The organism is Silicimonas algicola, from assembly GCF_003970735.1.
Classification (GTDB): domain Bacteria; phylum Pseudomonadota; class Alphaproteobacteria; order Rhodobacterales; family Rhodobacteraceae; genus Silicimonas; species Silicimonas algicola.
Genome location: NZ_CP034588.1, coordinates 2,351,956 through 2,377,821 on the forward strand (window position 1 = coordinate 2,351,956; position 25,866 = coordinate 2,377,821).

Consider the following 25,866-nt stretch of genomic DNA (forward strand, 5'->3'; position numbering starts at 1 on the left):
CGAGTTGGTCCCATCCCCAGGTTGCGCATACCTTCGGACTTCTTGTTGCGCGCTCAAGCAAAACTTTCGCATGATGCTCATGCAGGAACGCAGGACAGGGTATGATCGACTGGGATCACCTCAAGGTCGTGCTCGCGGTATCGCGCGCCGGGTCACTGACCGGCGCAGCGCTTCTCCTCGAGATGGACCAGACGACGGCGGGACGCCGTCTGTCGGCGCTGGAGGAGCAGCTCGAGACACGGCTCTTCCTGCGGGCGAAGACGGGCTTCCTGCCGACCGACGACGGGTTGGCCGCCATCGACCATGCCCTGCGCGTCGAGGCCGAGATCGCGCGGATGTCGGACGCGCTGGCCGAGGCACGCCACTGCGTGTCCGGCGTCGTGCGTCTGTCGGGAAACGACTGGATGCTGGACCGCCTTGCCGGGACGGTGCTGGGCGACGTCCTCGCCGAGAACGAGGGGATGGAGATCCGGATGAACGGCCGCCTGCCGCCCGTGCCGCTCTTTCCCGATCCGGGCATCGCTCTCTGGTTCGACGCCGAGGCCCATGCGCCGGAACGCGCGCATCCCTTCTGCACCGTACCCTACGCCGTCTATCGCGCGGCAAATGGCCCGACGACAGAGGGCGCCTGGGTGCAGTTTCGGGACGACCTGGCGACCGGGCCATCCTTCCGGCGGCAGGTCACGCGGCGGATGCCGAAGGGCGCGCGGGTGAGGCTGACGGCCACGGATGCGGGCACGCTTCTTTCGGCAGTCGCGGCGGGCGTGGGCCAGGGCACCCTGCCCGTCTGCCTCGGCGATGCGGACCCGCGCCTCGTGGCGGCGGAGGTGCCCGACGCAAGGATCGACCGGGTTCTCCACCTTTACGCCAGCGATGAAGTCCTGCGACTGCCGCGCGTGCGCCATCTCGTGAAGGGCATCGCCGCGCGGGCGGCCGAGGTTCTTGGCGGCCGTCTCCTGGCCGACGTGGATCGCCTGACCCAGGCCACGACCTAACAGATTGTTTTCTAATTCCTGTCAGTCTGCCCGGCGGGGGCCGAGGGGACATGAAGGATGGAGCATCTCGACGAAGACGACTGGGCACGCATCCTCTTCGCGCTGCGGCACTTCAGGCACAACGACGAATTCCTGACGACGACCGACAGGGTGACGGCAATCCTCGACCGGACGCGCTAGCCGAACAGGTCGTGGCAAAGCTCCAGCGCCTCGACCAGCGTATCGACCTCGGTCTCGGTATTGTAGAGCCCGAAGGACGCCCGGCAGGTCGCGGTGAGCCCCAGGTGATCCATCAGCGGACCGGCGCAGTGGTGCCCCGCCCGCACCGCGACACCCTTCTTGTCGAGGACGGTCGAGATGTCGTGGGCATGCGCCGCACCGTCGAGAGTGAAGGAAAAGATCGCGGCCTTGTCGGGCGTCGTGCCCTGCACCTGCAGCCAGTTCAGACCGTCGAGCCGTGACCGGGCATAGTCGCGCAGACGCTCCTCGTGGGCGGCGACGTTCTCCATCCCCAGGTCCATGAGATACTCGAGCGCCACGCCGAGGCCGATCTGCTGGACGATGCCGGGGGTGCCGGCCTCGAACTTCATGGGCGGATCGGCATAGGTTATCACGTCCTTGTGGACCTCGCGGATCATGTCGCCACCGCCAAGGAAGGGCCGCATCTCGGCCAGCCTCTCGCGGCGGATCCAGATCGCGCCGGACCCCGACGGGCCGTAAAGCTTGTGTCCCGTGATGGCATAGAAGTCGCAGCCGATATCCTCGACGTCGACCGGCATGTGGACCGCGCCTTGCGATCCGTCGACAAGGACCGGCACGCCCCTATCGCGCGCGCCGGCACAGATCGCCTTCACGTCGACGCGGGTGCCGAGAACGTTCGACAGTTGCGTCACCGCCACAAGTTTCGTGCGCGGGCCGATGGCGTCGATGATCTTCTCGGGCGGCAGCGCCCCCGTCTCGTCGACGTCGACCCACTTCAGCACCACGCCCTGACGCTCGCGCAGAAAGTGCCAGGGCACGATGTTGGCGTGATGCTCCATGACCGACAGGACGATCTCGTCGCCCGCCTCGAAGCGCGGCATGGCCCAGCCGTAGGCCACGAGGTTGATGCCTTCGGTCGTGCCCGAGGTCATCACGATCTCGTCTTCGTGGCGGGCATGGAGGAAGCGCGCGACGGTGCCGCGCACGGCCTCGTATTTCTCGGTCGCGAGGTTCGACAGGAAGTGCAGCCCGCGGTGGACGTTGGCGTATTCCATCGAATAGGCCTGCGTCACGGCGGCGATCACGACCTGCGGCTTCTGCGCCGACGCGCCGTTGTCCAGGTAGACCAGCGGCTTGCCGTTCACCTCGCGCGACAGGATGGGAAAGTCCTTGCGGACCTCAATGACGTCGTACATCAGCCCTGCCCTCCTCCGGCGACGATGGACAGGATCAGGATGCCGAAGACGTAGACCGCGACCCAGGCCATGACGACCACGGCAAATGCCTTGGCCGGCGTGGCGAAGCCGAAGATCTGGGCGAAGAACACGCTCTGAAGCCAGATCCAGGCCATGATCGCGCCAAGCCCCAGCAGACCCGCAAGCGGCGGCAGGACGAAGAGCAGGACGAGCATCGCAAGAAGGCCGAGCGAAAGGAGAAGCTCGAGCCAGGAGAACACCACGATCACCTGAGCGAGGTCGGCCGTGCCCCCCATGATCGAGGCGATCTTCCAGATGGCCCAGACGAGAGCGCCCGTGAAGGGGATCGTCACGAGGAACCGCATCAGGGGCGCGATCGGCTCGCCAAACGTGTCGGGCGGCGCGAGCTGGAACATCGGCTCGGTCACGAGGACAGAGATCGCCAGCGATGCGGCAAGAGCCATCCATGCCGTGCGGCCGGGAAGGTTCAGGCCCGCCAGCATCGCTGCGGCGCCCCGCGGATTGCGGAAAGTCTCGCGCATGAGTTCCGAAAACATCAGACGGTCTCCGCCCGGGCGCCCGCGACCGACAGGCCTGCGGCCGTAAAAAGCCCCACCGCGGCGACAGCCACTGTGCTGACCACGGTCAGCGCCGCACCGTCCCCGTCGAAGCCCGCGATCAGTCCCGACAGAAGCCAGGCCGGCACCGACGCAAGAAGCGCCCAGAACACCGCCTGCCTCACTCGGAAGGCAGTCGTGGCGACACCCGCCGCGCGCAGCACCAGGTGCAGGACAAGCGACAGCGCATAGAACGCCAGGGGCATCACCATGAGCCAGGCGAAAAGCGCACCCGCCATGCGCGCGTCGAGCGCGATGGACGGATCGAGGTGCGCCTCGCGCGCCAGCCTCGGCCATTGGGCGACGTAGATCAGCCCGCATGCGGCAAGAAGGATGGCAAGTGCCCTGTCCTCACGCGGCGGACCCGCCATCCGGCGGGCCTGCACCTGTCTCGGGGCGCGCCAGGTGCCCAGTATGTCCAGCACGATGCTCACCGTCTTCGCCGCGACAGCCAGCCTTCCAGCCGAGACCGGATGTCCTCGGAGATGGTGGCGTCCTCGACCTCGTCGATGGCTTCGGCGAGGAAGGCGAGGACCAGAAGGTCGGTCGCCTGCGATTCCGGCACACCGCGCGAGCGCAGGTAGAACATCGCATCCTCGTCGATCGCGCCCGAGGTCGAGCCATGCGAACAGGCGACATCGTCGGCATAGATCTCAAGCTCGGGCTTCGCGAGGAACTGCGCATCCTCGTCGAGCAGAAGCGCCTGGCTGATCTGATAGCCGTCGGTCTTCTGCGCGCCGCGCTTCACCAGGATCTTGCCCTGAAAGACGCCGACCGCCCCGTTGCGCAGGACCTTCTTGAAGACCTGGCGGCTTTCGCAGTTCAGCGCGTCATGGACAATGAATACCGTGTCGTCATGGTGGAAGTCGCCGTCGCCGACGGCGGCGCCAGCGACATGCGCCACGGCGTCGTCGCCGGTCAGCTCCAGAAAGACCTCGTTCCGCGTCAGGCGCCCGTTCGAGGTCAGGGTGAAGGACTTGAAAACGCTCTCCTTGCCGAGACGGCCGAAGAGATGCGTGACGGCGCGGCGTTCGTGGTCGCGACCCTGCGCGCGGACGTGGTGGAAGGCGGCGCGGTCGGCGACGTCGACCTCCATGCACTTGTTGAAGCGCGCGGCGGCGGGCCCGTTCTCCAGAAGGGTCAGCTCGGCCCCCTCCTCCAGCCGCACGACCACGTGCAGCATGGCGTCGCTGTCCGTCTTCTCGTGCAGGTATCGCAGGTGGACAGGCTTCGTGACGCGTCCCGTGACGCGGATGACGACACCGTCGGCCGCGAAAGCGGTATTCAAGGCGGCGAAGGGACGGACGACGGGCACCTGCGCGCGGGCTTCCAGTACGCCGTAGAGGTCCTTGGCCCAGTGGATGTCGGCGCGGGCGGCGTCGGCCAGCCGCTCGATCTCCAGCCCCTCGCCTTCGAGCTTGTCCGAGGCGGCCTCGTCGAAAACGCCGTCGCGAAAGACGATGCACAGACGGTCGAGGGCGCCAAAGACCTGGGTTTCCTTCGCCTCCAGAATGGCGGCCTCGGGGGCCGCGGCGGCATTCAGCTCGTCAGGCCGGGTGAAACGCCAGTACTCGTCGCGACGCTCCGGCAGACCCATGGAGCGGAACCGCGCCAGCGCCTCGTCCCGGGCCTTGCGGATCCAGCCCCCGCCTCCGGGCGTGTCGAGGGCGGCGATCCGCGCCTCGGTGGCGTCCTGCCTCTTTTGCGGCAATGCCATCAGGCCACCTCCGCCAGGATGTCGGCATAGCCGTTCTGCTCGACCTCGAGCGCAAGCTCGGGACCGCCGGACTTCACGATGCGCCCATTCGCCATGATGTGGACGACGTCGGGGCGGATATGGTCGAGAAGGCGCTGGTAGTGCGTGATGACGAGGAAGGCCCGGCCCGCGTCGCGAAGCGCGTTCACGCCCTCGGCCACAAGGCGCATGGCGTCGACGTCGAGGCCCGAGTCGGTCTCGTCGAGGATGCACATCCGGGGCTCTAGGATCGCCATCTGGAGGATCTCGTTCCGCTTCTTCTCGCCGCCCGAGAAGCCCACGTTGACGGGCCGCTTCAGCATGTCGGGCTCGATCTCGAGAGCCTTCGACTTTTCGCGGACGAGCTTGAGGAAGTCGCCCGCACTGACCTCGGGTTCGCCACGGGCCTTCTTCTGAGCGTTGAGCGCGGTGCGCAGGAAGGTCATGTTGCCGACGCCCGGGATCTCGACCGGGTACTGGAACGCCAGGAAGAGACCCGCCGCCGCGCGCTCCTCGGGCTCCATGCCCAGAAGGTCCTTGCCTTCCAGCGTGGCGGTCCCGCCGGTCACCTCATAGCCGTCGCGTCCCGACAGGACGTAGGACAGCGTCGACTTGCCCGACCCGTTCGGTCCCATGATGGCGTGGACGGCGCCTGCGGGCACCTCGAGGTCGACCCCTTTCAGGATCTCCTTGTCCTCTTCCTCGAGCTTCACCTCGAGGTTTTCGATCTTCAGCATGTCTTTCTTCCTCGCATGACGACAGAAAGGGCACCGCCCGGATGGCGGCGCCCTTCCAAATTCAAAGAGTGTGGGTTGCGGAGACTCAGGCCTTGCCGAGCTGGCTCTCGACGAATTCGTCCGAGAAGAACGCGGCATAGACGCCGGGCACCGATTTGATGAGCACGGGCTGGTACTGGACCATCACGAAAAGCCCGGCCGCGATCGCGGCAAGCCGGACCACGCCCATGAGCTGAAAGGTCCAGGCGAAGAGCACCGCGAAGAACCCGCCGATCACGATATGCGCAACCGGCACGTAGGGCGCCGCCGGCGTGGCCGACAGGTCGAGCTGGATCAGTCCGGTTTCGGCGAAGAGGTGATAGGATGCGGCTTGGCCCACGAACATCGACAGCGCGCCGAAGAGAAACGCAAGGATCAGAAGCGACACGCCGGAGGCGCGGCCGATTTCCTTCTTTGACTGTTTCTTCTTCTTCAACCGCACGGTAGTGCCGGGCTTGCGCTTCTGACCGGCGCGCACCTCGTCCCGAGGCCCGATGTGGACCTCGCCCATGGTGTTGTCGCCGCCCTTCTTGATCCGGGACAGCCTGTCCTCGAACCCGGTGCGCTGAATCTTCGAGGTCGCCATGCCTCTCGCCCTTCTGCTCGTGCCGCGGCGACACTCGCAACGGATCGTGGCCAGAAGATGGCGCAATCGCGGAAAATCCCGCGATACTGTCGCCGTTTCGGGCGAGTTTATGGAGAGGGGACAGGATCATTCGACCGTGACGGCGGTGCCCGAGGCCGAGACCATCAGCATGCCGTTGCCCTCGCCGATCACCTCGTAGTCGAGGTCGACACCGACGACGGCGTTTCCGCCGGCTTTCGCGGCGCGCTGCTCAAGCTCGCGGAGCGCGATCTCGCGCGCTTCCTGCAGCGACTTCTCGTAGGCGCCCGACCGGCCGCCGACGATGTCCGTCACGCGGGCGAACATGTCGCGGAAGATGTTGGCGCCGATGATGGCCTCGCCCACGACGACGCCGTGATAGGCGGTGATGCGGCGGCCCTCGATCGAGGGCGTGGTGGTGACGATCATGCTGCTATCCCCTGAAGACAAAGGCCGCGCCAACGGCGATGAAGGCGAAGCCGATGACCGTGTTCAGCGTCACGGCCTCCTTGAGATAGAGCGCCGAGAAGCCCACGAAAACGGTCAGCGTCACAATCTCCTGGATCGTCTTGAGCTGCGCCGCCGAATAGACCGAGTGCCCGATCCGGTTGGCCGGCACCGCGAGGCAGTACTCGAAGAACGCGATGCCCCAGGACACGAGGATCACGACGATCAGAGGCGTCGCCTTGAACTTCAGGTGCCCGTACCACGCGAAGGTCATGAAGACGTTCGACAGGGCCAGCAGGACGATCGGCAGGACCGTGGGGGGTATGACGGCTGTCAATCACGGCAACTCCGGGGCGCGCGCTACGTCGCGGGCCTTCAGGTCGGCTATGGCCTTGAACTTGTCCGCGTCGCGCGTGTCTCGATGGTTCTGCCTCAGACGTTCCGCGCGCCGTCCACGGGCGGCCGCCAGCGGCCATCCGACAAGCACCGTCAGAAGCACGCCCACGAACGCGGCGGCAATGGCACTTCCCCAGAGCGTCATCTGATCCGGGAGCTGATACAGCGTCGTCACGGTCCCGATGAGGCCCGCTAGCACGGCAAATGGCCAGGCATCCAGCCTGGGATTGCGGACCTGGAGCATCAGCCCGTCGTCGGTGCTGCCGCCCGTCGTCATCGCCTATCCCACCGAGCCTTCGAGCGAGATCGCCACCAGCTGCTGCGCCTCCATCGCGAACTCCATCGGCAGGGCCTGGAGCACCTCCTTGCAGAAGCCGTTCACGATCACCGCCACCGCCTCCTCCTCGTCAAGGCCCCGGCTCCGGCAGTAGAACATCTGCTCGTCGTCGACCTTTGACGTCGTCGCCTCGTGCTCGACGCGGGAGGAATTGTTCTTGACCTCGATGTAGGGGACCGTGTGCGCCCCGCATTCGGAGCCGATCAGAAGGCTGTCGCACTGAGTATAGTTGCGCGAGTTCTTGGCTTTCGGGTGCATCGACACGAGGCCGCGATAGGTGTTCTGCGCCTTGCCCGCGCTGATCCCCTTGGACACGATCCGCGACCGGGTGTCCTTGCCCAGGTGGATCATCTTCGTGCCGGTGTCGGCCTGCTGGTAGTTGTTGGTGATGGCGATGGAATAGAACTCGCCCTGGCTCTCGTCGCCGCGCAGGATGCAGGACGGATACTTCCACGTCACGGCCGAGCCGGTCTCGACCTGCGTCCACATCACCTTCGAGCGGTCGCCGCGGCAATCGGCGCGCTTGGTGACGAAGTTGAAGATCCCGCCCTTGCCGTTCTCGTCGCCCGGATACCAGTTCTGGACAGTGGAATACTTGATCTCGGCGTCCTCGAGCGCCACCAGCTCGACCACGGCGGCGTGAAGCTGCGTCGTGTCGCGCTGCGGCGCGGTGCAGCCCTCGAGGTAGGAGACGTAAGAACCCTTGTCGGCGATGATGAGCGTCCGCTCGAACTGGCCCGTGTTCTCGGCGTTGATGCGGAAATAGGTCGACAGCTCCATCGGGCAGCGCACGCCTGGCGGCACGTAGACGAAGGAGCCGTCGGAAAAGACCGCCGCGTTGAGCGTGGCGTAGAAGTTGTCCGACTGCGGCACGACCGAACCCAGGTACTTCTTCACCAGGTCGGGGTGATTGCGGATCGCCTCGGAGATCGAGCAGAAGATGACGCCCGCCTTGGCGAGCTCCTTCTGGAAGGTGGTGCCGACCGAGACGCTGTCGAAAACGGCATCGACGGCGACCTTGCGGCCCTCGGCGGGCGCGTCCTCGGCCCCCTCGACGCCCGCGAGGATCATCTGTTCCTTCAGCGGGATGCCGAGCTTGGCGTAGGTTTCCAGAAGCTTCGGGTCGACCTCATCGAGCGACTTCGGCTTCACAGCCATGCTCTTGGGCTTGGCGTAGTAGTACTGGTCCTGGAAGTCGATCTTGGGATAGTGGACCATCGCCCATTCGGGCTCGTCCATCGACACCCACCGGCGATAAGCCGTCAGACGCCATTCGGTCATCCACTCCGGCTCGCCGTTCTTGTCCGAGATCAGGCGCACGATGTCCTCGGACAGACCCTTGGGGGCGTAGTCCATCTCGATGTCGGTGTTCCAGCCGTACTTGTACTTGCCCGACAGCGACCGGACCGCATCCACGGTGTCCTGGTCGACGCCTTCCTTCACCTCGTTGTCCAGTGCGGCCATACCGGTGTCCTTCCTCATGCCGCCCGTTGGCGGTATTTCCTTTCTTGCTTCAGCCAGGCATCGGCGAAGCGCATGATATCGTCTTCCGTCGTCGTGGGACCCAGTGACACGCGCAGCGCGCCTTCCGCGGCCCGGGCGTCGAGACCCATGGCCTGAAGCACCCTCGGCGTCTTGACCTTGCCAGACGAGCAGGCCGACCCCGACGACACCGCGAACCCCGCCAGATCCATCTGCATCACCTGCGTCTCGCCCTTCCAACCGGGCGTGACGAAGCAGGACGTGTTCGGCAGGCGTCGCGACTCTTTCCCGACAAAAATAGTCTCTTTCGCGCCGGACACCAGAGCGGATTCTAGAATATTTCTAAGTTTCTCCACCCCGGTCCAGACGCCCGCATCGAGATCGCGCAGCGCGGCGCGCGCTGCTGCGCCGAACCCTGCGATGCCGGTGACGTTCTCGGTGCCGGATCTTCGCCCAAGTTCCTGCCCGCCGCCCGACTGGATCGCGGTGATGTCCATGCCGTCCCGCACGATCAGAGCGCCCACGCCCTTGGGGCCGCCCAGCTTGTGCGCCGACAGGCAGGCAAGCGCTGCGCCCGACCAGGCGAAGGACCAGGGGATGCGGCCCACGGCCTGCGTCACGTCGAGGAACAGGCTGTCCGCCCGCGCGGCGCCGAAGGGGTACGTGCCGTCCAACTTGTCCGGCGGGTCGGTGATGACGCCCGTCTCTGAATTGGCGAGCCCCATCGCCAGCGTGTGTCCCGGTCCATCGGGCCTCTCGGACCAGTTCGACATGCGGACATGCGCCCAGACCGCGTCGTGCGCGGTCGGATCGACCAGGACGTCGTACTGCGCGGGCACCGTCGACAGCACGCGGGCGGCCTCGGTCGCGCCCGAGGTGAACACCACCTCGCCCGGCTTGCAGCCGACCAGTGCGGCCACGTCGGCGCGGGCGTTTTCGACCAGCGCCCGCGCTGCCCGCCCCTCGGCGTGGACGGACGAAGGGTTGCCCGCCACCTCCATCGCGGAGAGCATCGCCTCGCGCGCCTCCGGCCTCAGGGGGGCGGTCGCGTTCCAGTCGAGATAGACACGCCCCGCCCCGCCCGTCATGCCTCGTCCACCACCTCGAAGAGAGCGGGGACGGCAGGACAGGGCACCAGCTCGTTCGTCACCACGTCGGACAGCCGGACCTGGTGGAGGAAGACGTAGACATGCGCCGACAATCCCTCCCAAAGCCGGTTGGTCAGGCTTTGAGCCTTCGACCCCGACACGCCGCCGGACGCGCCCGCGCCGGTATGCATGGCGCTGACCGTCTCGTCCACGGCGCCGAGGATTTCGCTCACGCGGATGTCGGACGCAGGGCGCGCCAGACGGTAGCCGCCGCCGGGACCGCGCACGGAGTCCACCAGCCCCGCGCGTCGCAGCTTGACGAAGAGCTGTTCGAGGTAGGGCAGCGAGATATCCTGCCGGCGCGAGATCTCGGCCAGCGAGAGGTGCAAATCGTCCTTGGCAAGTGCGAGATCGGCGAGCGCCACCATCGCATACCTGCCTTTCGTGCTCAGTTTCATGGAACCGCCTGCGTCATTGACCTTTTCGCGCCCGGGCCTTACCTCAGCCCTTGTCCTTTCGGAGGGCAGACCCGAATTAGAACGCTTCTAAGGTCCCCGACCTTTTCCGTCAACTATGGGCCGGCCCGACGCCCCCGAACGAAGGTGAAGACGACGATATGCCCGAGGTGATCTTTCCCGGCCCCGAAGGCCGTCTCGAGGGGCGCTACCATGCGCAGAAGAGCAAGGATGCTCCGATCGCCATCGTGTTGCACCCTCACCCGCAGTTCGGCGGGACGATGAACAACCTCGTCGTCTACAATCTGCACTACGCCTTCCACAACATGGGTTTCAACGTTCTGCGCTTCAATTTCCGCGGCGTCGGCCGCAGCCAGGGCGAGTACGATCAGGGGATCGGCGAGTTGTCCGACGCCGCCTCCGCGCTCGACTACCTCCAGTCGATGAACCAGAACGCCAAGCATTGCTGGGTCGCGGGCTTTTCGTTCGGCGCCTGGATCGGCATGCAGCTTCTGATGCGGCGGCCCGAGATCACCGGCTTCATCAGCGTATCGCCTCCGGCCAACATGTACGACTTTTCTTTCCTCGCCCCCTGCCCGGCCTCCGGTCTCGTCATCAACGGCACGTCCGACCGCGTCGCACCTCCGCGGGACACGCATGTCCTCGTCGAGAAGCTGCAGGAGCAGAAGGGCATCACCGTGACCCATTCCGAAGTCGATGGCGCAGGACACTTTTTCGAGGATCCGCACATGGAGAAGATGATCGGCACGGTGACCGACTATGTCACCCGGCGTCTGGGCGAGACCTCGCGCTAGGGCTTTCCGGTCGGGCGCCCGAATTTCGCCTCACATCGGTCTTGGCGCCGCCTCACCCTGCGCGCCTGATCGGCGCAACAGGCGGCTCAGGCCTCACTCCGGCCTTCAGACGGCGGAACGACCATCGAGCATACAAGGATGACGGGCCCGGCCATGCCGGGCCCTTTCCGTTTTACGCGGGCGTCAGCGGCCGACGGCCTGCTGCACGGTCCGGATGCGGTCGGCGTTGGGCGGGTGCGTCCCGAGGAACCTGTCGCCCGGATCGGCCGCGTCCTGGAAGTAGAGCACACCACGGACGGGATCGTATCCCGCGCGGGCCGCGATGCGGGCGCCAAGCGAGTCCGCCTCAAGCTCGAACCCCTTGGAGTAGCGCCGCGCGCCAACGGTGCCGCCGATGTTCGTCACCACGTCCACGCCTTGCGCGTCGAGTCCCGCAAGCTGGCCCAGAACCGCTCCCAGAACCGCGCCCGTCTGCGCGCTGCTCTGGGTCTGGCTTATGTGACCCTCGATGTGGTGCGCGGCCTCGTGGCTCAGCGCGAAGGACAGCTCGTCGCGGTTCCTCATCTCGGCGATGAGCGCGGGCGTGAAGGCGATCACCGGCCGGCCCGCGTCGTCGTAGGTCTGGTAAGCGTTCGGCGGCAGGCCGGGACGGGAATCGATGACGATGTTGAAATCGCAGTTGTCGCGGGGCCGCATCTGACGGCACACGCCTTCGGCCACCGGCTCGACCCGCGCCACCACCGCGCGGAAGTCGCCAAGCGACTGGGCGGAGCCGGTGCGCGAGACGACGGCCACGGGTTCGGCGCCGGGTGCGGGCCGCGAGACCGGCACGGGTTCGATGTCGCAGCCCGAGAGCGCGCTCAGGGCGGCAGCGGCGAAAATGGTTTGCTTCAGCATGGATGCCTCGGTGTCTGCTCTGTTTTGTCAATTCTGCTGCGTAACGCGGCAGGCCGCAATCGGTTCGATGGCAGACAGTCAGGAAACCGCTTGAACCGGCCGGATGTGGCGCGCAGTCTGGGGCCCATGTTCACCATCGAGCACGACTTCGACGCCACCGTCGTCACCCTCATCGACGATCCCGCCAGCCACCGGCAGGAGGACGTCACGATAAACGCCTTCGAGGATTGCGTCACCATCGAGCAGGAAGATGCGCAGTCCGGGCGGCTGTGCAAGATCACCCTGTCGCTGTCGCAGTTGGCCGACCTGACGGCCGCGCTGAACCTGCCCGAGGGCGTCTACAAGCGGAAGGCCTGACGGGGCGCAGCAGCCCGGCGCAGACGGTCGTTGATGGCGCGGCCGAGGCCCCTGTCCGGTATGGGCGCCACGGCGATCCGGTCGCGCCCGGCTGCGTCCGCCTCGTGCAGGAGCGAGAACAGCGCCGCCGCCGCCTCGCGCAAATCGCCTGCCGGGGAGAGCGAGACATCACCCCGAACGGGACCGAAGCCGATGTGCCATTCGCCGGGTCGGGCGGTGACGGCGTCAAGCCGCACCGAACCCTTGGGGGCATAGTGCGACGAAAATTGGCCTGGCGCGTCTGCCCGTCCCTCGCCTGCTTTCGTCAGGCGCGGCATGGAGGCCGGCGCCTGCCATACTCCCTCGCGGTAAACGGTCGGGACGCCATCCGGAAAGCCGAGGATGGTGGATTCGAGCCCCGCCTCAGTCGGTCCGCCGTCGAGCACCGCCGCGATGCGGCCCGAGAGGCCCGACAGGACGTGATCCGCCGTCGTCGGGCTGACCCTGCCCGAGGGGTTGGCCGAGGGTCCCGCCAGAGGGCCGCCGAAGTTCCGCAACAGCCGCTGCGCCAGATCCGCCTTCGGCAGCCTCAGCGCCACGGTCGGATTGCCCGCGCTGACGAGGGGCGACAGCCCCGTCCCCTCGCGCAAGGGCACGACCAGCGTCAGCCCGGCGGGCCATCCGCCGGCCACCAGCGACCGCGCCGCCGCCGGGAAGACGCCATAGCGTTCGGCCTCGCGAACATCCGGGACATGCACGATCAGCGGATTGAACCTCGGACGTCCCTTCGCCTCGAAGATGGCCGCCACCGCCTCGCCCTGCCGCGCATCGGCGCCGAGGCCGTAGACCGTCTCGGTCGGAAACGCCACCAGACGCCCCGCCCGCAGCAAGTCGGCCGCGCGCGCGACGCCAGCCGCATCCGGGTCCAGTCTCTCTGTCGTGCCGTCCATGCGTGACGCTGCGTCCGTGTTGCGGGGCCAGTCGCCCGCTTGCATCCTCGGCCACATCCGTTAGCGAGGACGCAGACCCTTGCCAACCGCCTTTCAGGGAGGCCGCGATGCCCTACACCTCGCCCACGACGGACATCCGCTTCATCCTGGACCGCGTGGTCGGCTTCGAAGACGTGGCGGCGACCGAGCGTTTCGCCGAGGCCACGCCCGACACCGTCGAGGCGATCCTGACGGAAGCGGCTAAGCTCTGCGACCAGGTTCTCGCGCCCCTGAACCGCGCGGGCGACACCTCGCCGGCCCGTCTCGAGAACGGCGTCGTGCGGACCTCTCCCGGCTTCGAAGAGGGTTTCCGCGCCATTGCCGAGGGCGGGTGGATCGGGCTGACCGCCGCGCCCGACCACGGCGGCATGGGCCTCCCCGTGGCGCTTGGCACCGCGCTCAACGACATGATGTCGGGCGCCTGCCTGGCGCTGCAACTGAACCCGCTCCTGACCCAGGGCCAGATCGAGGCGCTCGAAGCGCACGCCAGCCCCGAGATCAAGGCGCTCTACCTGCCGAAGCTCACCAGCGGCACCTGGTCGGGCACCATGAACCTGACCGAACCCCAGGCCGGCAGCGACGTGGGCGCGCTTCGCACCAAGGCCGAGCCGACGGGCGACGGCACCTACGCGATCTCGGGCCAGAAGATCTACATCACCTGGGGCGACGCGGATTTCATCGAGAACATCTGCCACCTCGTCCTCGCCCGCCTGCCCGATGCGGCGCCCGGCACGCGCGGCATCAGCCTGTTCCTCGTCCCGAAGTTCCTGCCTGACGAGGCCGGCAATCCGGGCCGACGCAACGATCTCCGCGTCGTCAGCCTCGAACACAAGCTAGGTCTCCACGGATCGCCCACGGCGGTCATGGAGTACGACGGCGCGACGGGCTGGATGGTGGGGTCCGAGAACGGCGGCATGGCGGCCATGTTCACGATGATGAACAACGCCCGCCTCGGCGTCGGCGCACAGGGCATCGGCGTGGCGGAAGCGGCGTTCCAGAAGGCGCTCGAATACGCGTCGGACCGCAGGCAGGGCAAGGCCGGCGGCTCGGGCGCCATCGTCGAGCACGCCGACGTTCGCCGCATGCTGACCGCGATGAAGGCCGACGTCTTCGCGGCCCGCGCCATAGCCTTGGCCTGCGCCGTCGCCATCGACATGGGGCGCGCCACAGGCGAGGCCGACTGGACCGCGCGCGCCGCCCTTCTGACACCGATTGCCAAGGCCTTCGGCACCGACACCGGCATCGCCGTGGCCGAGGACGCGATCCAGGTCCACGGCGGCATGGGCTTCATCGAGGAGACGGGCGTCGCGCAATACCTTCGCGACGTGCGCGTGACGTCGATCTACGAGGGCACCAACGGCATCCAGGCGATGGACCTCGTCGCGCGCAAGATGTCGGACGGGGGCGAGGCGATGTTCCGGCTTCTGGACGAGGTCGAGACCGCGGCCGAGGCGGCCCGGTCCGAACTTCCGGACCTGGCCCACGTCGTCTGGAGCGCGGCCGAGACGCTGCGAGAGTCGACCGAATGGCTCGTGGCGCAGCCTCTCGACGATCGCTTCGCGGGCGCGGTGCCCTACCTGCGCGCCGCCGCGCGGGTCCTGGGCGGCCACTTCCATCTCAAGGCGGCGCTGGTCGAGAACGGTCCCCGCCGGGCGCTCGCGCGGTTCTACATCACCCGGCTCTTGCCCGAACACGCGGCGCTTCTCGCGCAGGTCTCGGTCGGGGCCGACGGTCTCTACGACATGTCGCCCGAAGACCTGGCCTTCGCCTGATGGACGATGGCGGCCGCCGCATCCGCTATCCCCATGCCGAGCCTCCCGGCCTCGGTGAGGTCATCGAGGTCGCGGAGGGCGTCCTCTGGGCGCGGATGCCCCTGCCGATGGCGCTCGACCACGTCAACGTCTACGCGCTGGACGACGGCGACGCCTGGACGCTGGTCGATACCGGGTTGAACAGCTCGGCCTGCCGCTCGGGCTGGGAAGCGCTGCTTTCCGGTCCGCTGGCGGGCAAGCCCGTTGCGCGCATCGTCGTGACGCATCACCACCCGGACCATGTCGGCCTTGCCGGATGGCTGATGGCGCGTACAGGGGCGACGCTCGTCACGACGCGGACGGCCTGGCTTTTCGCGAGGATGCTCACGCTCGACGTGCAGGAACGGCCGAGCGAGGCCGCGCTGGAGTTCTGGCGCGCCGCGGGAATGCCGGCGGCGATGCTCGAGGCGCGGAAGGCCGAGCGGCCGTTCAACTTCGCCGATGTCGTGGCGCCGCTGCCGGTCGGCTATACCCGGATTTCGGAAGGTGACGTCCTGACCGCAGCCGGTCGTCGCTGGCGCGTCCGCATCGGCCACGGTCACGCCCCCGAACACGCGACGCTCTGGTCCGAGGACGACGACCTTGTCCTGGGCGGCGATCAGCTTCTGCCCTCGATCTCTCCCAACCTCAGCGTCTACCCGACCGAACCCGAGGGCGATCCCGTGGGGGACTGGATCGCATCGTGCAATAGTTTCAAGACCCTGACCTCCGAACCTCATTTGATCCTGCCGGGCCACAAGCTGCCTTTCACCGGCCTTCCGACCCGCCTCGACCAGATGATCGAGAACCACGTCTCGGCGCTTCACCGTCTCGAAACCGCCCTGTCGTCACGGCCTGCAACGGCGGTGGAAAGCTTCGTTCCGGTCTTCAAGCGGGAGATCACCGGTGGCCAGTTCGGACTGGCGCTCGGGGAAGCGGTGGCGCATTGCCTGCATCTCTGGCACCAGGGCCGTGCCAGCCGGGACCGCCGCGAGGATGGGGCTTGGGTGTATCGTGCGGGAGATCAGCGATGACATCGAACGACAGCCCGCCGCCCTATCCCTCGGATCGCAGGCACGCATCTGCGGTCCACGCCGACCCCGACGCGGTCTGCTTCGAGAAGGAGCCGCTGCCCGAGGCCGTGACCCGGCGGCCCGTCGAGCGGAAAAGCCCGGCGGAATGGGCCTATCAGCGCCTGATCCTCTATATCCAGAACTTCGAGAAGGTGCTCGACGCCGAACACGAGGTGGCGATGAGCTTCACCGATACCGGCGGGGGCTTCCTGAGGATCGAGGGGCTGGGGTACTTCGACCCCGATATCGTGACCTTTTACGGCACCGACGGATCGGGCGCGCGCGTCCAGCTGGTGCAGCACGTCACACAGCTCAACGTCCTTCTCCGCGCCATGCCGAAGCAGGAAAAGACCGAAGCGCCCCGGCGCATCGGCTTCCAGTTGGCCGCAGCGCTCGACGATGACGAGAGTGACGACGACGATTGAACGTCGCCCTGCAAGTCACTGCGACGTAATTATTCCGCCGCCTCGAGCGTCTGCTGGTCGCCCTTCTCCTTCGGCGCTCGCATGATCGCGTCGGGCAGCGAGGGATCGGTGATCGCGTCGTAAAGCGCGCGGTACTCCGTCTCGCGCATCAGCTCATCGATCCTCTCGCGGTGCCAGGCCACTGAGGCGCGGTGCAGCCGGAACAAATCCTCGTCCGCCAGAAGGCCCACCAGCACGTCGCGTGCGCGCGGCAGACGGGCGTGGATCGAGGTGTCGGTCTCGGTCGCGTAGTTCCGTGTGACCCAGTAGTTCACGCCCTGGTCCTGATCGACGTGGTTGATCCGCCCTCGCTGGCGCTTGACGAGGAAGCTCTCGGCCGAGCGCAGAACGTAGTGGTTCAGCGTCACCATGTCGTAGCCGATGGTGTCCTTGCGGCTGAACCACTCGCTTTTCAGCGCCACCCTCTCGGGCATGGCGCGGCCTGCCCCGTTGATCCAACGCACCTCGTCCGCGCGTTCGGGGTCGAGGCCAAGCGGGCGATGGACGCCGACCTTCGTGAAGGGGCCGTCGGGACGGTAGAAGCTCTTGAAGCCCCACCCAAGGCGCGGCTTCGGGATGTAGAGCGGCGCGCAGGCCGTCAGGATCTCGGTCTGCCAGCGGTCCTCATAGGCGTGGACGCCCCTGTTGCCGAAGAAGCGCCAGGTCATCGAGATGACGTTGGGATGGTTCGCCGCCTCAAGAAGCGCCGCGAAGGTGCCGTCGCCGACGTGGATGTTGACGAACTCGTCCACGTCGATGATGCCGACCCAGTCGGCGTCCCGCACCACCGCGCGTTCGGCGGCATCGTTCAGCGCGCCCCTCTGCGGCTTCTGGCCGGACTCGCGGTTGAAGGGGTTGTCGACGCGCGTGACATGTCCAAGCGCCTGGAGGCGGTCCAGAACCGCATCCGTCGGATCGTCGCAATCGTTGGTGTAGACAAGAAAATGCGTCACCCCGATCGACAGGTGGTAGGCGATCCACTCGAGGACGAAGCAGCCCTCGTTCTTCATCGAGGTGACGACAACGATCCTCTCGGACCGGGGCGGCGCGTCGAGGGGCGGCAAAAGCGGCTGGCGGGACTTCAGGCGCTCCATCAGCCCGTCGAACTGCCGCGCGGCCTCGTCACCTGTGGGTGGCGCCACGTCGCGCAACTCGATCAGCGACGACACGGGCGCAGCCGCCACCGTGCGGGGCACGGGTGGGGCCTCGGGAAGCGCGATCTCGTCCAGCCGGTGCGAATTCGGATCGGCCGAGACATGCGCCAGGAAAGCAGCCTCGCGCGGAGACGCCTTCAGCGCGTCGATCCGCGCGCGGTGCCAGTGGACGGCGGCCTCGTGCAGCGGTCCGAGGCCGGGGTCCCGAGCGAAGACCTCGCGCAGCGCCCGCGCGCGTTCGAGGCGGGGCAGGATCGAGGCGTCGACTTCGTCGTTGCGGTTGTAGGTGTTCCAATAGGCCACGTCCTGCGGTCGCGCGACGTGGTTCGACCGGCCCCTGTCCCGCTTGACGAGGAAGCTCTCGCAGGATCGGACCGCGTAGTGGTTCAGCGTGACGAGGTCGTATCCCCAGCAATCGATCCCGCTCCGCCAGCCTCCGTCGAGGTAGCGGTCCGGTAGCTGCGCGCCCGATCCGTTGGTCCAGCGCGGCATCGGACCCGTCGGATCGTGCGGACGGTGGACGCCGAAGCCCGCGAAGGGGGCGCCGCGCCTCAGGATGGTCTTGAAGCCCCAGGCCTGATGCGGCTTGCGCGTCAGGGCCGGCGCGCAGCGGGTGAAGCGTTCGGGCGCGGGCGCGTCCTCATAGGCGATGTGACCCGAGGTGCCGAAGAGCCGCCAGGTCATCGAGATCATGTCGGGGTCGCCCGCCGCGCGGAAGAGGTCGGTCAGGGTCCCGTCGCCCTCGTGGACGTTGATGTATTCGTCCACGTCCATGACCACCACCGCGTCGGCGGCGGTCACGCGCGGTTGACTCCACGCGGCGGTCAACGCCTGGCGCTGCGGCTTCTGGCCGTCCGACACCGGGTTGTCCACGCGGGTAACAAGGCCGCGGGCGGCGAGCGCGTCGAGGATGGCCACGGTCTGGTCGTCGCAGTCGTTGGTGTAGACGAGGAAATGCGTGACGCCGACGCCCAGGTGATAGGCCACCCAGTCGAGGATGAAGGCGCCCTCGTTGCGCATGGTCGTCACCGCCACGACCTCGTCCAGAGGCCGGATCTCGCCGGTCATGGCAGCCGCCTGGTACTGCTTGCCTTCGACCGCCTCGCGATAGCGGCGCGCGAAGGCGTGGTCGCGGTCCGGGTCGGGGCAGTCGCGCAATGGCGCGTCGCAGGGGTCGATGCGGTGTTTGATGAGGAGACCACCGAGAAGACTGTCAGGGTCGGGCAGTCCCAGGTCGCGTTCCGCGATCCGCTTGCGGATGCGCCGGCCGTAGAGGTGGATCGACTGCGTCTCGTCGGTGATCTTGCGGGCGTGGTCGACGCCGGCCGTCAGCAGTTTCCGCCGTTCGGCGAAGGTATAGGGATAGAGCGCCGCCTGCGGCAAGGCGTGGGCGATCTCGCCCGTCTCCTTCAGGAAGTGCGTGATGGCGTGCGGGCCCCAGACCCCCCATGTCTGTTCGCCGGCGTGGACGGGCTGGCCGCTTGCCTTCGCCGCCTCCAATTCGCGGCGCCGCCAGGGCTTCTCCCAGGGCGGAATGGCGAATTCGTCGCTGGTGAAGTCGAGAAGGGCCGCCAGCGTCGCGCTGTCGGGCGGCAGGCCGAGGACACCGCCGTTGACGTGGTGCTCGCTCTCCCAGCCGTATAGATGGCCGTCGTGCGCACGGAAGGGCCGCAGGCAATAGGCGTCGGTGTCGGCCCAGATCTCGCCGGTTCCCCGCGCAAGAAGGCGATAGCGAAAGAGATCGGAATGAAGCGCGGGCGAGCCGGTGCGTTCGTGAACGAGAAACCCGGTCTCGGGCAGGATCAGGGCCGCGTCGCGCCGCTCCACGCCGTCCGGCACGCGTCCGATTTCCTCGTAGCCGTAGAGGATGACGTGGTGCCCCGCGTCGAGGAAGGACCGCACGCAAAGCTGCTCGACGAAGCTGAGGCTTCCCCGCATCCAGAGCATCGCGATCGGTTGGTCCATGCTGCCCGGCCCCCGTTTTCGGGCGAGGTTACACGGTCGTTTCCGCAGCGTCCATTACCGGTTCGGCGCGGTGGAACTAGGCCGCGGGCAGCCGGCTTTCCGCCATCTCGACGTACCACGAGCAGCCCGCCGGGATCGCCTCGTCGTTGAAGTTGTACTCGGGGTGGTGGACCATCGCCGTGTCGCCGTTGCCGACGAGGATATAGGCGCCGGGGCGCGCGTTCAGCATGAAGGCGAAGTCCTCGCCGCCCATGACGAGCGGAGCCTCCTCGCAGTCGCCCGACACCTTCTTCGCGGCGTCGATGGCATATCCCGTCTCGGTTTCCGAGTTCGCCATCACCGGGTAGTTGCGCGTGTAGTCGACGCGCGCCGTGCAGCCGAAGGCGGCAGCGATGTGGGTCACGATGTCGTTCAGCCGCGTCTCGGCCAGGTCATGGGTGTCGGCGTCGAGGGTCCGCACCGTGCCTTTCAGCGTCACGCGCTGCGGGATGACGTTGAAGGCGGTCGACGATGTGACGAAGGACGTGACCGAAACGACGACCTGCTTGACCGGGTCCGCGTTGCGGCTGGCGATGGTCTGAAGGGACATGACGATCTGCGATGCCGTCACGGTGGGGTCGATCACCTCCTGCGGCTTGGCGGCGTGGCCGCCCTTCCCCTCCACCACGATCTCGAAGACGTCGGTGGCTGCAAAGAAGGCGCCCGCGCGGATCGCGAAGCTGCCCACGGGTTTGCCCGGCCAGTTGTGCATTCCATAGACCTCGTCGATTCCGAAGCGGTCCATCATGCCGTCGTCCACCATCTCGCGCCCGCCGCCGCCGCCTTCCTCGGCGGGCTGGAAGATGACCGCGACCGAACCGTCGAAGTTGCGCGTCTCGGCAAGATACTTGGCCGCCCCCAGCAACATGGCCGTGTGCCCGTCGTGGCCGCAGGCGTGCATGGCGCCTTGAGTCTTCGACGCATAGTCGAGACCCGTCGCCTCCTCGATCGGCAGCGCGTCCATGTCGGCGCGCAGACCAACCGTGCGTCCCGATCTGCCGGTGCGGCCCTTGATGATGCCGACGACGCCCGTGCGCCCGATGCCGGTCACGACCTCGTCGCATCCGAACTCGCGGAGCTTGTCGGCGACGAGGGCGGCGGTGCGGTGAACCTCGAAGAGGATCTCGGGGTGCTGGTGGATGTCGCGGCGCCACGCGGTGATCTCCTCGTGAAGCTCGGCAAATCGGTTGCGGACGGGCATGGCAGACTCCTTCGGGTTCGCTTGCCAGATTTCACCCCTCGCGCGGCCAAGGCAACCCCCGCCACATTGGCCCCTGCGTCAATAGCGCCACGCATCCGTGACTTGAGAGGGGCGCGGGGCCCGGATAGGAAGAGGCCATGTCGCTTTGGGAATACGCCAACCCACGCAAGTTCATGGCCACGACCGACCGGATCGTGGCGCCTCTGGCGGGGGTGGCGGCGCTGTGTCTTGCGGTCGGGCTGGTCTGGGGCGTGGCTTTCGTGCCCGAGGCCGAGAATTTCCGCGACTCGGTGAAGATCATCTACCTGCACGTCCCCTCGGCGATGATGGCGATCAATGCCTGGGCGATGATGCTGGTGGCCTCGCTGATCTGGCTGGTCCGGCGGCATCACGTCTCGGCGCTGGCCGCGAAGGCGGCGGCGCCCGTGGGGGCGGTGATGACGCTCATCGCGCTCTGGACCGGGGCGATCTGGGGCCAACCGATGTGGGGCACCTGGTGGGAGTGGGATCCGCGGCTGACGTCCTTCCTGATCCTGTTCCTGTTCTACCTCGGCTACATGGCGCTGTGGTCGTCGGTCGAGAACCCGGATACCGCCGCCGACCTGACGTCGGTCCTGTGCCTCGTGGGCTCGGTCTTCGCGCTTCTATCGCGCTATGCGGTCAACTTCTGGAACCAGGGGCTGCACCAAGGGGCTTCCCTGTCGCTCGACCGTGACGAGAACGTGGCGGACGTCTACTGGGTGCCGCTTATGGTATGCATCGTGGGGTTCGTGCTGCTCTTCGTGGCGCTCGTGCTGATCCGCACCCGGACCGAGATCCGGCTTCGCCGCGTCTCGGCGCTGGAACTGAAGGAGCGGATGGCCTGATGGAGGGAACGCCCACCTATGCCGCCGAGGTCGCGCTGGCCTACGCCGGCTCGCTTGGCCTTCTTGCCGCGCTCCTTGTGCTGACCTGGGTGCAGTCGCGCCGGTCGCGCCGGCGGCTGGCCGAGACCGAGGGACGCCGCGCCGTTGGCTAGAATCTCGCCCCTCGTCCTCGCGCCGCCCCTGATCTTCGCCGCCATGGCGGGGCTTTTCCTGGGCGGCATGTTCCGGGATGATCCCGATGCCCTGCCGTCTACGCTGATCGGCAGCTCCGCGCCGGCCCTGGCCCTCGCGCCCCTGGGCGAAAGCGCGCCACCCACGGATGCCTCGCTCAGGTCGGGCGAGGTGACGCTGGTGAACTTCTGGGCGAGCTGGTGCGCGCCCTGCCGCGTCGAGCACCCGCAGATCATGGCGCTGAAGGACGAGGGGCTGACGATCATCGGCGTCAACTACAAGGACGACCCGGAGAAGGCTCTGGGGTTTCTCGAAGAACTCGGCGACCCGTACAGCGCCATCGGCGCGGACGCGGATGGCAGAACGGCGATCGACTGGGGCGTCTACGGCGTGCCGGAAACCTTTGTGGTCGATGGCGACGGGACGGTGGTACTGAGGTTCGCGGGTCCGATCACGAACAGCATCCTGGCGAACCGGATTCGCCCGGCGATCGAGGCGGCCCTGGCCGACTAGGTCAGCCGACCAGCCAGACGATCATCAGGACGATAAGCGCGCAACCCTCGAGTGGCGGCAGGGAAAACGGCATCGCCCGCGCAACGACGCGAAGCGTATCACTCGTACGGTCCATGAACATCCCCGGGAACTTGTTACAGGTCGAAGGTTGTCACAATCTCGCCCGAATTGGAAGAATTGCGATGGGATGCAGACGTCAATCCGGCGTTTCGTGAAACAGACCGGCGGACCTGCCCGAATTGTCGGCATTTCGGGCCTTTCCGTCGAATCGAAAGGCCCGGACGCTGCCGCCCGGGCCCTCGATGTTCCGTCAGACTGGCGTCAGGCTGCCTTGGCGAGGTTCCGCAGCACGTAGTGCAGGACGCCGCCGTGCTCGATGTATTCCTTCTCGATGGCCGTATCGATCCGGCAGCGCAGCGTGATCTCTTTCGACGAGCCGTCGGCATAGTCGATCCGGCAGGGCACCTCGGAAAGCGGCTTCAGGTCGCCGTCGAGGCCGGTGATTGTGATGACCTCGTCGCCTTTCAGGCCAAGCGACTTGCGGGTGTCGCCCGCGCTGAACTCGAACGGAATGACGCCCATGCCGACGAGGTTCGAGCGGTGGATACGCTCGAAATTCTCGGCAATGACGGCCTTGACGCCAAGAAGCGCCGTACCCTTCGCGGCCCAGTCGCGCGAGGATCCCGCGCCGTATTGTTCGCCCGCGATGATGACAAGGGGCGTGCCCTGGTCCATGTAGGCCATCGCGGCGTCGTAGATCGAGGTCTGCTGCCCGTCCGGCCCCTTGGTGTAGCCGCCTTCGACGCCGTCCAGCACCTCGTTCTTGATGCGGATGTTGGCGAAGGTGCCGCGCATCATCACCTGGTGGTTGCCGCGGCGCGAGCCGTAGGAGTTGAACTCGCGCACCGGCACCTGGCGGTCGACGAGGTATTCGCCGGCGGGCGAGGACTCGCGGAACGACCCGGCAGGGCTGATGTGGTCGGTGGTGATCATGTCGCCCAGCATCGCCAGGATGCGCGCGCCCTCGACGTTCGAGATGGTGCCGGGGTTCGGCCCCATGTCCTGGAAGTAGGGTGGGTTCTGGACATAGGTCGAGGTCGAGGGCCAGTCGTAGGTCAGGCTGTCCGTGGTCTGGACGCCGCGCCACTTCTCGTCGCCCTTGAAGACGTCGGCGTACTTGGACAGGAACGCCTGCCGCGTGACCGTCTCGGCCACGAGGTCCGCGACCTCTTTCTGCGTGGGCCAGATGTCCTTGAGGTAGACCGGCTGGCCGTCCTTGCCGACGCCAAGCGGGTCGGTCGTGATGTCGACGTTCATGTCGCCGACCAGCGAATAGGCGACGACCAGCGGCGGCGAGGCGAGGTAGTTCGCGCGCACGTCCGGGCTGATCCGTCCTTCGAAGTTGCGGTTGCCCGACAGCACGGCGACGCCGATCAGGTCGTTGTCGTTGATGCACGCCGAGATCTCGGGCTCGAGAGGGCCAGAGTTGCCGATGCAGGTCGTGCAGCCATAGCCGACGAGGTTGAAGCCGATGGCGTCGAGGTCCTTCTGCAGATCCGCCGCCTCGAGATAATGCGACACCACCTGGCTGCCGGGGGCGAGCGAGGTCTTGACCCAGGGCTTGCGGGTCAGGCCCTTTTCATGCGCCTTCCGCGCCACGAGCCCCGCGCCGATCATCACGTAGGGGTTCGAAGTATTGGTGCAGGAGGTGATCGAGGCGATCACGATCGAGCCGTCGTGAAGCTGGTAGCCTGCGTCGCCCGAGGCGACACGGCCGCGGCGGTGGTGCCCCTCATCACCCGGGATGGCAACGGGCTCCATCTGGCCGCCCTCGCCTTCCCAGCGGACCTCTTCCTTGACGGTGGCGTCCTTGGCTGCCCGCTGTCCCTCGACGTACTTGTGGAAGGACGTCGCGGCGCGGTCGAGCGCGATATAGTCCTGCGGGCGCTTCGGACCCGAAATGGCCGGAACGATTGTGCCCATGTCGAGCGAGAGCGTGTCGGTATAGACCGGCGCATAGTCCGCACCGCGCCAGAGGCCGTTCTCCCTGGCATAGGCTTCGACCAGCGCGACGCGATCCTCGGACCGGCCGGTCTGGCGAAGGTAGCGAAGCGTCTCGTTATCGATGGGGAAGAAGCCGCAGGTGGCGCCGTATTCGGGCGCCATGTTGGCGATCGTCGCGCGGTCGGCCAGCGGCAGGTGATCGAGGCCCGCGCCGTAAAACTCGACGAACTTGTTGACCACGCCCTTCTTGCGCAGCATTTCGACGACCTTCAGCACGAGGTCGGTACCTGTGGTGCCCTCGACCGTCTGGCCGGTAAGCTCGAAGCCCACGACCTCGGGGATCAGCATCGAGATCGGCTGGCCCAGCATCGCGGCCTCGGCCTCGATCCCGCCCACGCCCCAGCCGAGGACGGACAGTCCGTTGACCATCGTGGTGTGGCTGTCGGTGCCGACGAGGGTGTCGGGATAGGCGACGGTCTTTCCGTCCTGATCGGTGTCGGTCCAGACGGTCTGGCTGAGATATTCGAGGTTCACCTGGTGGCAGATTCCGGTGCCCGGCGGGACGACGCGGAAATTGTCGAAGGCCGACTGGCCCCACTTGAGGAAGGTGTAGCGCTCCATGTTCCGCTCGTACTCGCGGTCGACGTTCATCTGGAAGGCGCGCGGGTTGCCGAACTCGTCGATCATCACCGAGTGGTCGATGACGAGGTCGACGGGATTGAGCGGGTTGATCTTCTCGGCGTCGCCGCCGAGCGAGATGATGGCGTCGCGCATCGCGGCCAGATCGACGACGGCCGGGACGCCGGTGAAATCCTGGAGCAGCACGCGTGCGGGACGATAGGCAATCTCGCGCGGGTTCTTGCCGCCCATGCTGGCCCATTCGGCGAAGGCCCGGATGTCGTCGACGCTGACGGTCTTCCCGTCCTCGAACCTGAGCATGTTCTCAAGCACGACCTTGAGCGAGGCCGGCAGTTTCGAGAAATCGCCGAGACCTGCGGCCTCAGCTGCGGGAATCGAGTAATAGTCGACGCTTTGTCCGCCGACGGTCAGGGTCTTGCGGGTTTTGGTGGAGTCGTGGCCGACAACAATGGGCATAGGGGCCTCCGTAGGGTCTGGCGGGTGAGTTGGCCGTGGCATACTCCTCCACGCCCCCACCGCGCAAGGGGTCTGGGCCCAATTTTGTATACCATTGTGCACAATTTATGCGCCTTGGTGGAGTGGCCAGGCCTTTCGTCTGCGCGTGACCGCGACGTCGCACCT

Annotated in this window: 27 protein-coding genes; 10 read left to right on the forward strand and 17 right to left on the reverse strand. The window is 66.9% G+C overall.

Translation table 11 applies throughout. The features are described from left to right. Positions 1-101: 101 nt before the first annotated feature. On the forward strand, positions 102-995 hold the full coding sequence (locus EF888_RS11680) for a LysR family transcriptional regulator (protein WP_109758422.1): 894 nt from the start codon (positions 102-104) through the stop codon (positions 993-995). A gap of 57 nt (positions 996-1,052) precedes the next feature. Beyond that, entirely contained in the window at positions 1,053-1,175 is a 123-nt protein-coding gene (locus tag EF888_RS22470; protein WP_277601021.1) for a hypothetical protein, read from the forward strand. Here EF888_RS22470 and EF888_RS11685 read toward each other — a convergent pair. From EF888_RS11685 to iscR, 12 genes are all read right to left on the reverse strand, one after another. After that, entirely contained in the window at positions 1,172-2,392 is a 1,221-nt protein-coding gene (locus EF888_RS11685) for a cysteine desulfurase (RefSeq protein ID WP_109758421.1), read from the reverse strand. The two genes, EF888_RS22470 and EF888_RS11685, sit on opposite strands and share 4 nt — an antisense overlap. Next, on the reverse strand, positions 2,392-2,949 hold the full coding sequence (locus tag EF888_RS11690) for a hypothetical protein (protein ID WP_109758420.1): 558 nt from the start codon (positions 2,947-2,949) through the stop codon (positions 2,392-2,394). The genes EF888_RS11685 and EF888_RS11690 overlap by 1 nt, the downstream gene beginning before the upstream one ends. Continuing rightward, a complete protein-coding gene (locus EF888_RS11695; RefSeq protein ID WP_241239654.1) occupies positions 2,949-3,434 on the reverse strand; it encodes a YIP1 family protein in 486 nt (161 codons plus the stop codon). Before EF888_RS11695 ends, EF888_RS11690 begins: the two co-directional genes overlap by 1 nt. A 5-nt stretch (positions 3,435-3,439) precedes the next feature. After that, positions 3,440-4,726: a Fe-S cluster assembly protein SufD gene (gene sufD, locus EF888_RS11700; protein WP_109758418.1), complete on the reverse strand. Its 1,287-nt coding sequence runs from the start codon at positions 4,724-4,726 to the stop codon at positions 3,440-3,442. Then, positions 4,726-5,481: a Fe-S cluster assembly ATPase SufC gene (gene sufC / locus EF888_RS11705; RefSeq protein WP_109758417.1), complete on the reverse strand. Its 756-nt coding sequence runs from the start codon at positions 5,479-5,481 to the stop codon at positions 4,726-4,728. The genes sufD and sufC overlap by 1 nt, the downstream gene beginning before the upstream one ends. An 85-nt stretch (positions 5,482-5,566) precedes the next feature. Continuing rightward, complete coding sequence (locus EF888_RS11710) at positions 5,567-6,106, reverse strand: hypothetical protein (RefSeq protein WP_109758416.1); 540 nt, start codon at positions 6,104-6,106, stop codon at positions 5,567-5,569. A gap of 126 nt (positions 6,107-6,232) precedes the next feature. Further along, the gene (locus tag EF888_RS11715) at positions 6,233-6,553 is read right to left on the reverse strand and encodes a heavy metal-binding domain-containing protein (protein ID WP_109758415.1); all 321 of its coding nucleotides are present in this window, start codon (positions 6,551-6,553) and stop codon (positions 6,233-6,235) included. A 4-nt stretch (positions 6,554-6,557) separates the two neighbouring features. After that, positions 6,558-6,845: a DMT family protein gene (locus tag EF888_RS11720; RefSeq protein WP_241239893.1), complete on the reverse strand. Its 288-nt coding sequence runs from the start codon at positions 6,843-6,845 to the stop codon at positions 6,558-6,560. Positions 6,846-6,908: 63 nt separating this feature from the next. Beyond that, entirely contained in the window at positions 6,909-7,244 is a 336-nt protein-coding gene (locus EF888_RS11725) for a hypothetical protein (RefSeq protein ID WP_109758413.1), read from the reverse strand. 3 nt (positions 7,245-7,247) lie between these two features. After that, entirely contained in the window at positions 7,248-8,768 is a 1,521-nt protein-coding gene (sufB, locus tag EF888_RS11730; RefSeq protein WP_109758412.1) for a Fe-S cluster assembly protein SufB, read from the reverse strand. A gap of 14 nt (positions 8,769-8,782) precedes the next feature. After that, positions 8,783-9,874: a cysteine desulfurase family protein gene (locus tag EF888_RS11735; RefSeq protein ID WP_109758411.1), complete on the reverse strand. Its 1,092-nt coding sequence runs from the start codon at positions 9,872-9,874 to the stop codon at positions 8,783-8,785. After that, positions 9,871-10,332, reverse strand: a complete 462-nt coding sequence (iscR, locus tag EF888_RS11740) for a Fe-S cluster assembly transcriptional regulator IscR (protein WP_109758410.1) — start codon at positions 10,330-10,332, stop codon at positions 9,871-9,873. Before iscR ends, EF888_RS11735 begins: the two co-directional genes overlap by 4 nt. Before the next feature lie 158 nt (positions 10,333-10,490). Between iscR and EF888_RS11745 the strand changes: the two genes are divergently transcribed. Beyond that, positions 10,491-11,144: an alpha/beta hydrolase gene (locus tag EF888_RS11745; RefSeq protein WP_109758409.1), complete on the forward strand. Its 654-nt coding sequence runs from the start codon at positions 10,491-10,493 to the stop codon at positions 11,142-11,144. Positions 11,145-11,327: 183 nt separating this feature from the next. On the opposite strand, the gene EF888_RS11750 is transcribed toward EF888_RS11745, so the two are convergent. Then, complete coding sequence (locus EF888_RS11750; protein ID WP_109758408.1) at positions 11,328-12,041, reverse strand: M48 family metalloprotease; 714 nt, start codon at positions 12,039-12,041, stop codon at positions 11,328-11,330. 126 nt (positions 12,042-12,167) lie between these two features. On the opposite strand from EF888_RS11750, the gene EF888_RS11755 reads away from it, so the two are divergent. After that, a complete protein-coding gene (locus EF888_RS11755; RefSeq protein ID WP_109758548.1) occupies positions 12,168-12,398 on the forward strand; it encodes a hypothetical protein in 231 nt (76 codons plus the stop codon). On the opposite strand, the gene EF888_RS11760 is transcribed toward EF888_RS11755, so the two are convergent. Then, positions 12,380-13,327, reverse strand: coding sequence for an L-threonylcarbamoyladenylate synthase (locus EF888_RS11760; RefSeq protein ID WP_109758547.1), 948 nt, complete (start codon positions 13,325-13,327; stop codon positions 12,380-12,382). The two genes, EF888_RS11755 and EF888_RS11760, sit on opposite strands and share 19 nt — an antisense overlap. A gap of 107 nt (positions 13,328-13,434) precedes the next feature. On the opposite strand from EF888_RS11760, the gene EF888_RS11765 reads away from it, so the two are divergent. The 3 genes from EF888_RS11765 to EF888_RS11775 are packed head-to-tail and all read left to right on the forward strand — an operon-like array spanning position 13,435 to position 16,654. Then, complete coding sequence (locus EF888_RS11765; protein ID WP_109758407.1) at positions 13,435-15,138, forward strand: acyl-CoA dehydrogenase; 1,704 nt, start codon at positions 13,435-13,437, stop codon at positions 15,136-15,138. Beyond that, entirely contained in the window at positions 15,138-16,190 is a 1,053-nt protein-coding gene (locus EF888_RS11770) for an MBL fold metallo-hydrolase (RefSeq protein WP_109758406.1), read from the forward strand. The genes EF888_RS11765 and EF888_RS11770 overlap by 1 nt, the downstream gene beginning before the upstream one ends. Further along, complete coding sequence (locus tag EF888_RS11775) at positions 16,187-16,654, forward strand: DUF6173 family protein (RefSeq protein WP_109758405.1); 468 nt, start codon at positions 16,187-16,189, stop codon at positions 16,652-16,654. The genes EF888_RS11770 and EF888_RS11775 overlap by 4 nt, the downstream gene beginning before the upstream one ends. 29 nt (positions 16,655-16,683) lie before the next feature. Here the strand turns inward: EF888_RS11775 and EF888_RS11780 are convergent, their stop codons facing one another. Together EF888_RS11780 and EF888_RS11785 are read right to left on the reverse strand one after the other, a co-directional pair. Then, entirely contained in the window at positions 16,684-19,812 is a 3,129-nt protein-coding gene (locus EF888_RS11780) for a glycosyltransferase family 2 protein (RefSeq protein WP_109758404.1), read from the reverse strand. A 76-nt stretch (positions 19,813-19,888) separates the two neighbouring features. Beyond that, complete coding sequence (locus EF888_RS11785) at positions 19,889-21,052, reverse strand: M20 aminoacylase family protein (RefSeq protein ID WP_109758403.1); 1,164 nt, start codon at positions 21,050-21,052, stop codon at positions 19,889-19,891. A gap of 137 nt (positions 21,053-21,189) precedes the next feature. Between EF888_RS11785 and EF888_RS11790 the strand changes: the two genes are divergently transcribed. From EF888_RS11790 to EF888_RS11800, 3 genes are read left to right on the forward strand one after another with little or no spacing between them, the layout of a single operon-like run. Continuing rightward, positions 21,190-21,918, forward strand: a complete 729-nt coding sequence (locus EF888_RS11790; protein ID WP_109758402.1) for a heme ABC transporter permease — start codon at positions 21,190-21,192, stop codon at positions 21,916-21,918. Further along, positions 21,918-22,070: a heme exporter protein CcmD gene (ccmD, locus tag EF888_RS11795; protein WP_109758401.1), complete on the forward strand. Its 153-nt coding sequence runs from the start codon at positions 21,918-21,920 to the stop codon at positions 22,068-22,070. The genes EF888_RS11790 and ccmD overlap by 1 nt, the downstream gene beginning before the upstream one ends. Further along, positions 22,063-22,602 carry a DsbE family thiol:disulfide interchange protein gene (locus tag EF888_RS11800; RefSeq protein WP_109758400.1) on the forward strand — a complete coding sequence of 180 codons (540 nt, stop codon included), beginning with the start codon at positions 22,063-22,065 and terminating at the stop codon, positions 22,600-22,602. Before ccmD ends, EF888_RS11800 begins: the two co-directional genes overlap by 8 nt. Before the next feature lie 321 nt (positions 22,603-22,923). On the opposite strand, the gene acnA is transcribed toward EF888_RS11800, so the two are convergent. Further along, entirely contained in the window at positions 22,924-25,701 is a 2,778-nt protein-coding gene (acnA, locus tag EF888_RS11805) for an aconitate hydratase AcnA (RefSeq protein ID WP_109758399.1), read from the reverse strand. Positions 25,702-25,866 lie beyond the last annotated feature (165 nt).

Coding starts and splice junctions, on each gene's coding strand:
- EF888_RS11715 (WP_109758415.1), bottom strand. CDS start 6,553: ATGATCGTCACCACCACGCCCTCGATCGAGGGCCGCCGCATCACCGCC.
- acnA (WP_109758399.1), bottom strand. CDS start 25,701: ATGCCCATTGTTGTCGGCCACGACTCCACCAAAACCCGCAAGACCCTG.
- EF888_RS11775 (WP_109758405.1), top strand. CDS start 16,187: ATGACATCGAACGACAGCCCGCCGCCCTATCCCTCGGATCGCAGGCAC.
- sufC (WP_109758417.1), bottom strand. CDS start 5,481: ATGCTGAAGATCGAAAACCTCGAGGTGAAGCTCGAGGAAGAGGACAAG.
- iscR (WP_109758410.1), bottom strand. CDS start 10,332: ATGAAACTGAGCACGAAAGGCAGGTATGCGATGGTGGCGCTCGCCGAT.
- EF888_RS11755 (WP_109758548.1), top strand. CDS start 12,168: ATGTTCACCATCGAGCACGACTTCGACGCCACCGTCGTCACCCTCATC.
- EF888_RS11710 (WP_109758416.1), bottom strand. CDS start 6,106: ATGGCGACCTCGAAGATTCAGCGCACCGGGTTCGAGGACAGGCTGTCC.
- EF888_RS11750 (WP_109758408.1), bottom strand. CDS start 12,041: ATGCTGAAGCAAACCATTTTCGCCGCTGCCGCCCTGAGCGCGCTCTCG.
- EF888_RS11765 (WP_109758407.1), top strand. CDS start 13,435: ATGCCCTACACCTCGCCCACGACGGACATCCGCTTCATCCTGGACCGC.
- EF888_RS11780 (WP_109758404.1), bottom strand. CDS start 19,812: ATGGACCAACCGATCGCGATGCTCTGGATGCGGGGAAGCCTCAGCTTC.
- EF888_RS11735 (WP_109758411.1), bottom strand. CDS start 9,874: ATGACGGGCGGGGCGGGGCGTGTCTATCTCGACTGGAACGCGACCGCC.
- EF888_RS11690 (WP_109758420.1), bottom strand. CDS start 2,949: ATGTTTTCGGAACTCATGCGCGAGACTTTCCGCAATCCGCGGGGCGCC.
- EF888_RS11745 (WP_109758409.1), top strand. CDS start 10,491: ATGCCCGAGGTGATCTTTCCCGGCCCCGAAGGCCGTCTCGAGGGGCGC.
- EF888_RS11790 (WP_109758402.1), top strand. CDS start 21,190: ATGTCGCTTTGGGAATACGCCAACCCACGCAAGTTCATGGCCACGACC.
- EF888_RS11725 (WP_109758413.1), bottom strand. CDS start 7,244: ATGACGACGGGCGGCAGCACCGACGACGGGCTGATGCTCCAGGTCCGC.
- sufD (WP_109758418.1), bottom strand. CDS start 4,726: ATGGCATTGCCGCAAAAGAGGCAGGACGCCACCGAGGCGCGGATCGCC.
- EF888_RS11685 (WP_109758421.1), bottom strand. CDS start 2,392: ATGTACGACGTCATTGAGGTCCGCAAGGACTTTCCCATCCTGTCGCGC.
- sufB (WP_109758412.1), bottom strand. CDS start 8,768: ATGGCCGCACTGGACAACGAGGTGAAGGAAGGCGTCGACCAGGACACC.
- EF888_RS22470 (WP_277601021.1), top strand. CDS start 1,053: ATGGAGCATCTCGACGAAGACGACTGGGCACGCATCCTCTTCGCGCTG.
- EF888_RS11785 (WP_109758403.1), bottom strand. CDS start 21,052: ATGCCCGTCCGCAACCGATTTGCCGAGCTTCACGAGGAGATCACCGCG.
- EF888_RS11760 (WP_109758547.1), bottom strand. CDS start 13,327: ATGGACGGCACGACAGAGAGACTGGACCCGGATGCGGCTGGCGTCGCG.
- EF888_RS11770 (WP_109758406.1), top strand. CDS start 15,138: ATGGACGATGGCGGCCGCCGCATCCGCTATCCCCATGCCGAGCCTCCC.
- EF888_RS11720 (WP_241239893.1), bottom strand. CDS start 6,845: ATGACCTTCGCGTGGTACGGGCACCTGAAGTTCAAGGCGACGCCTCTG.
- ccmD (WP_109758401.1), top strand. CDS start 21,918: ATGGAGGGAACGCCCACCTATGCCGCCGAGGTCGCGCTGGCCTACGCC.
- EF888_RS11680 (WP_109758422.1), top strand. CDS start 102: ATGATCGACTGGGATCACCTCAAGGTCGTGCTCGCGGTATCGCGCGCC.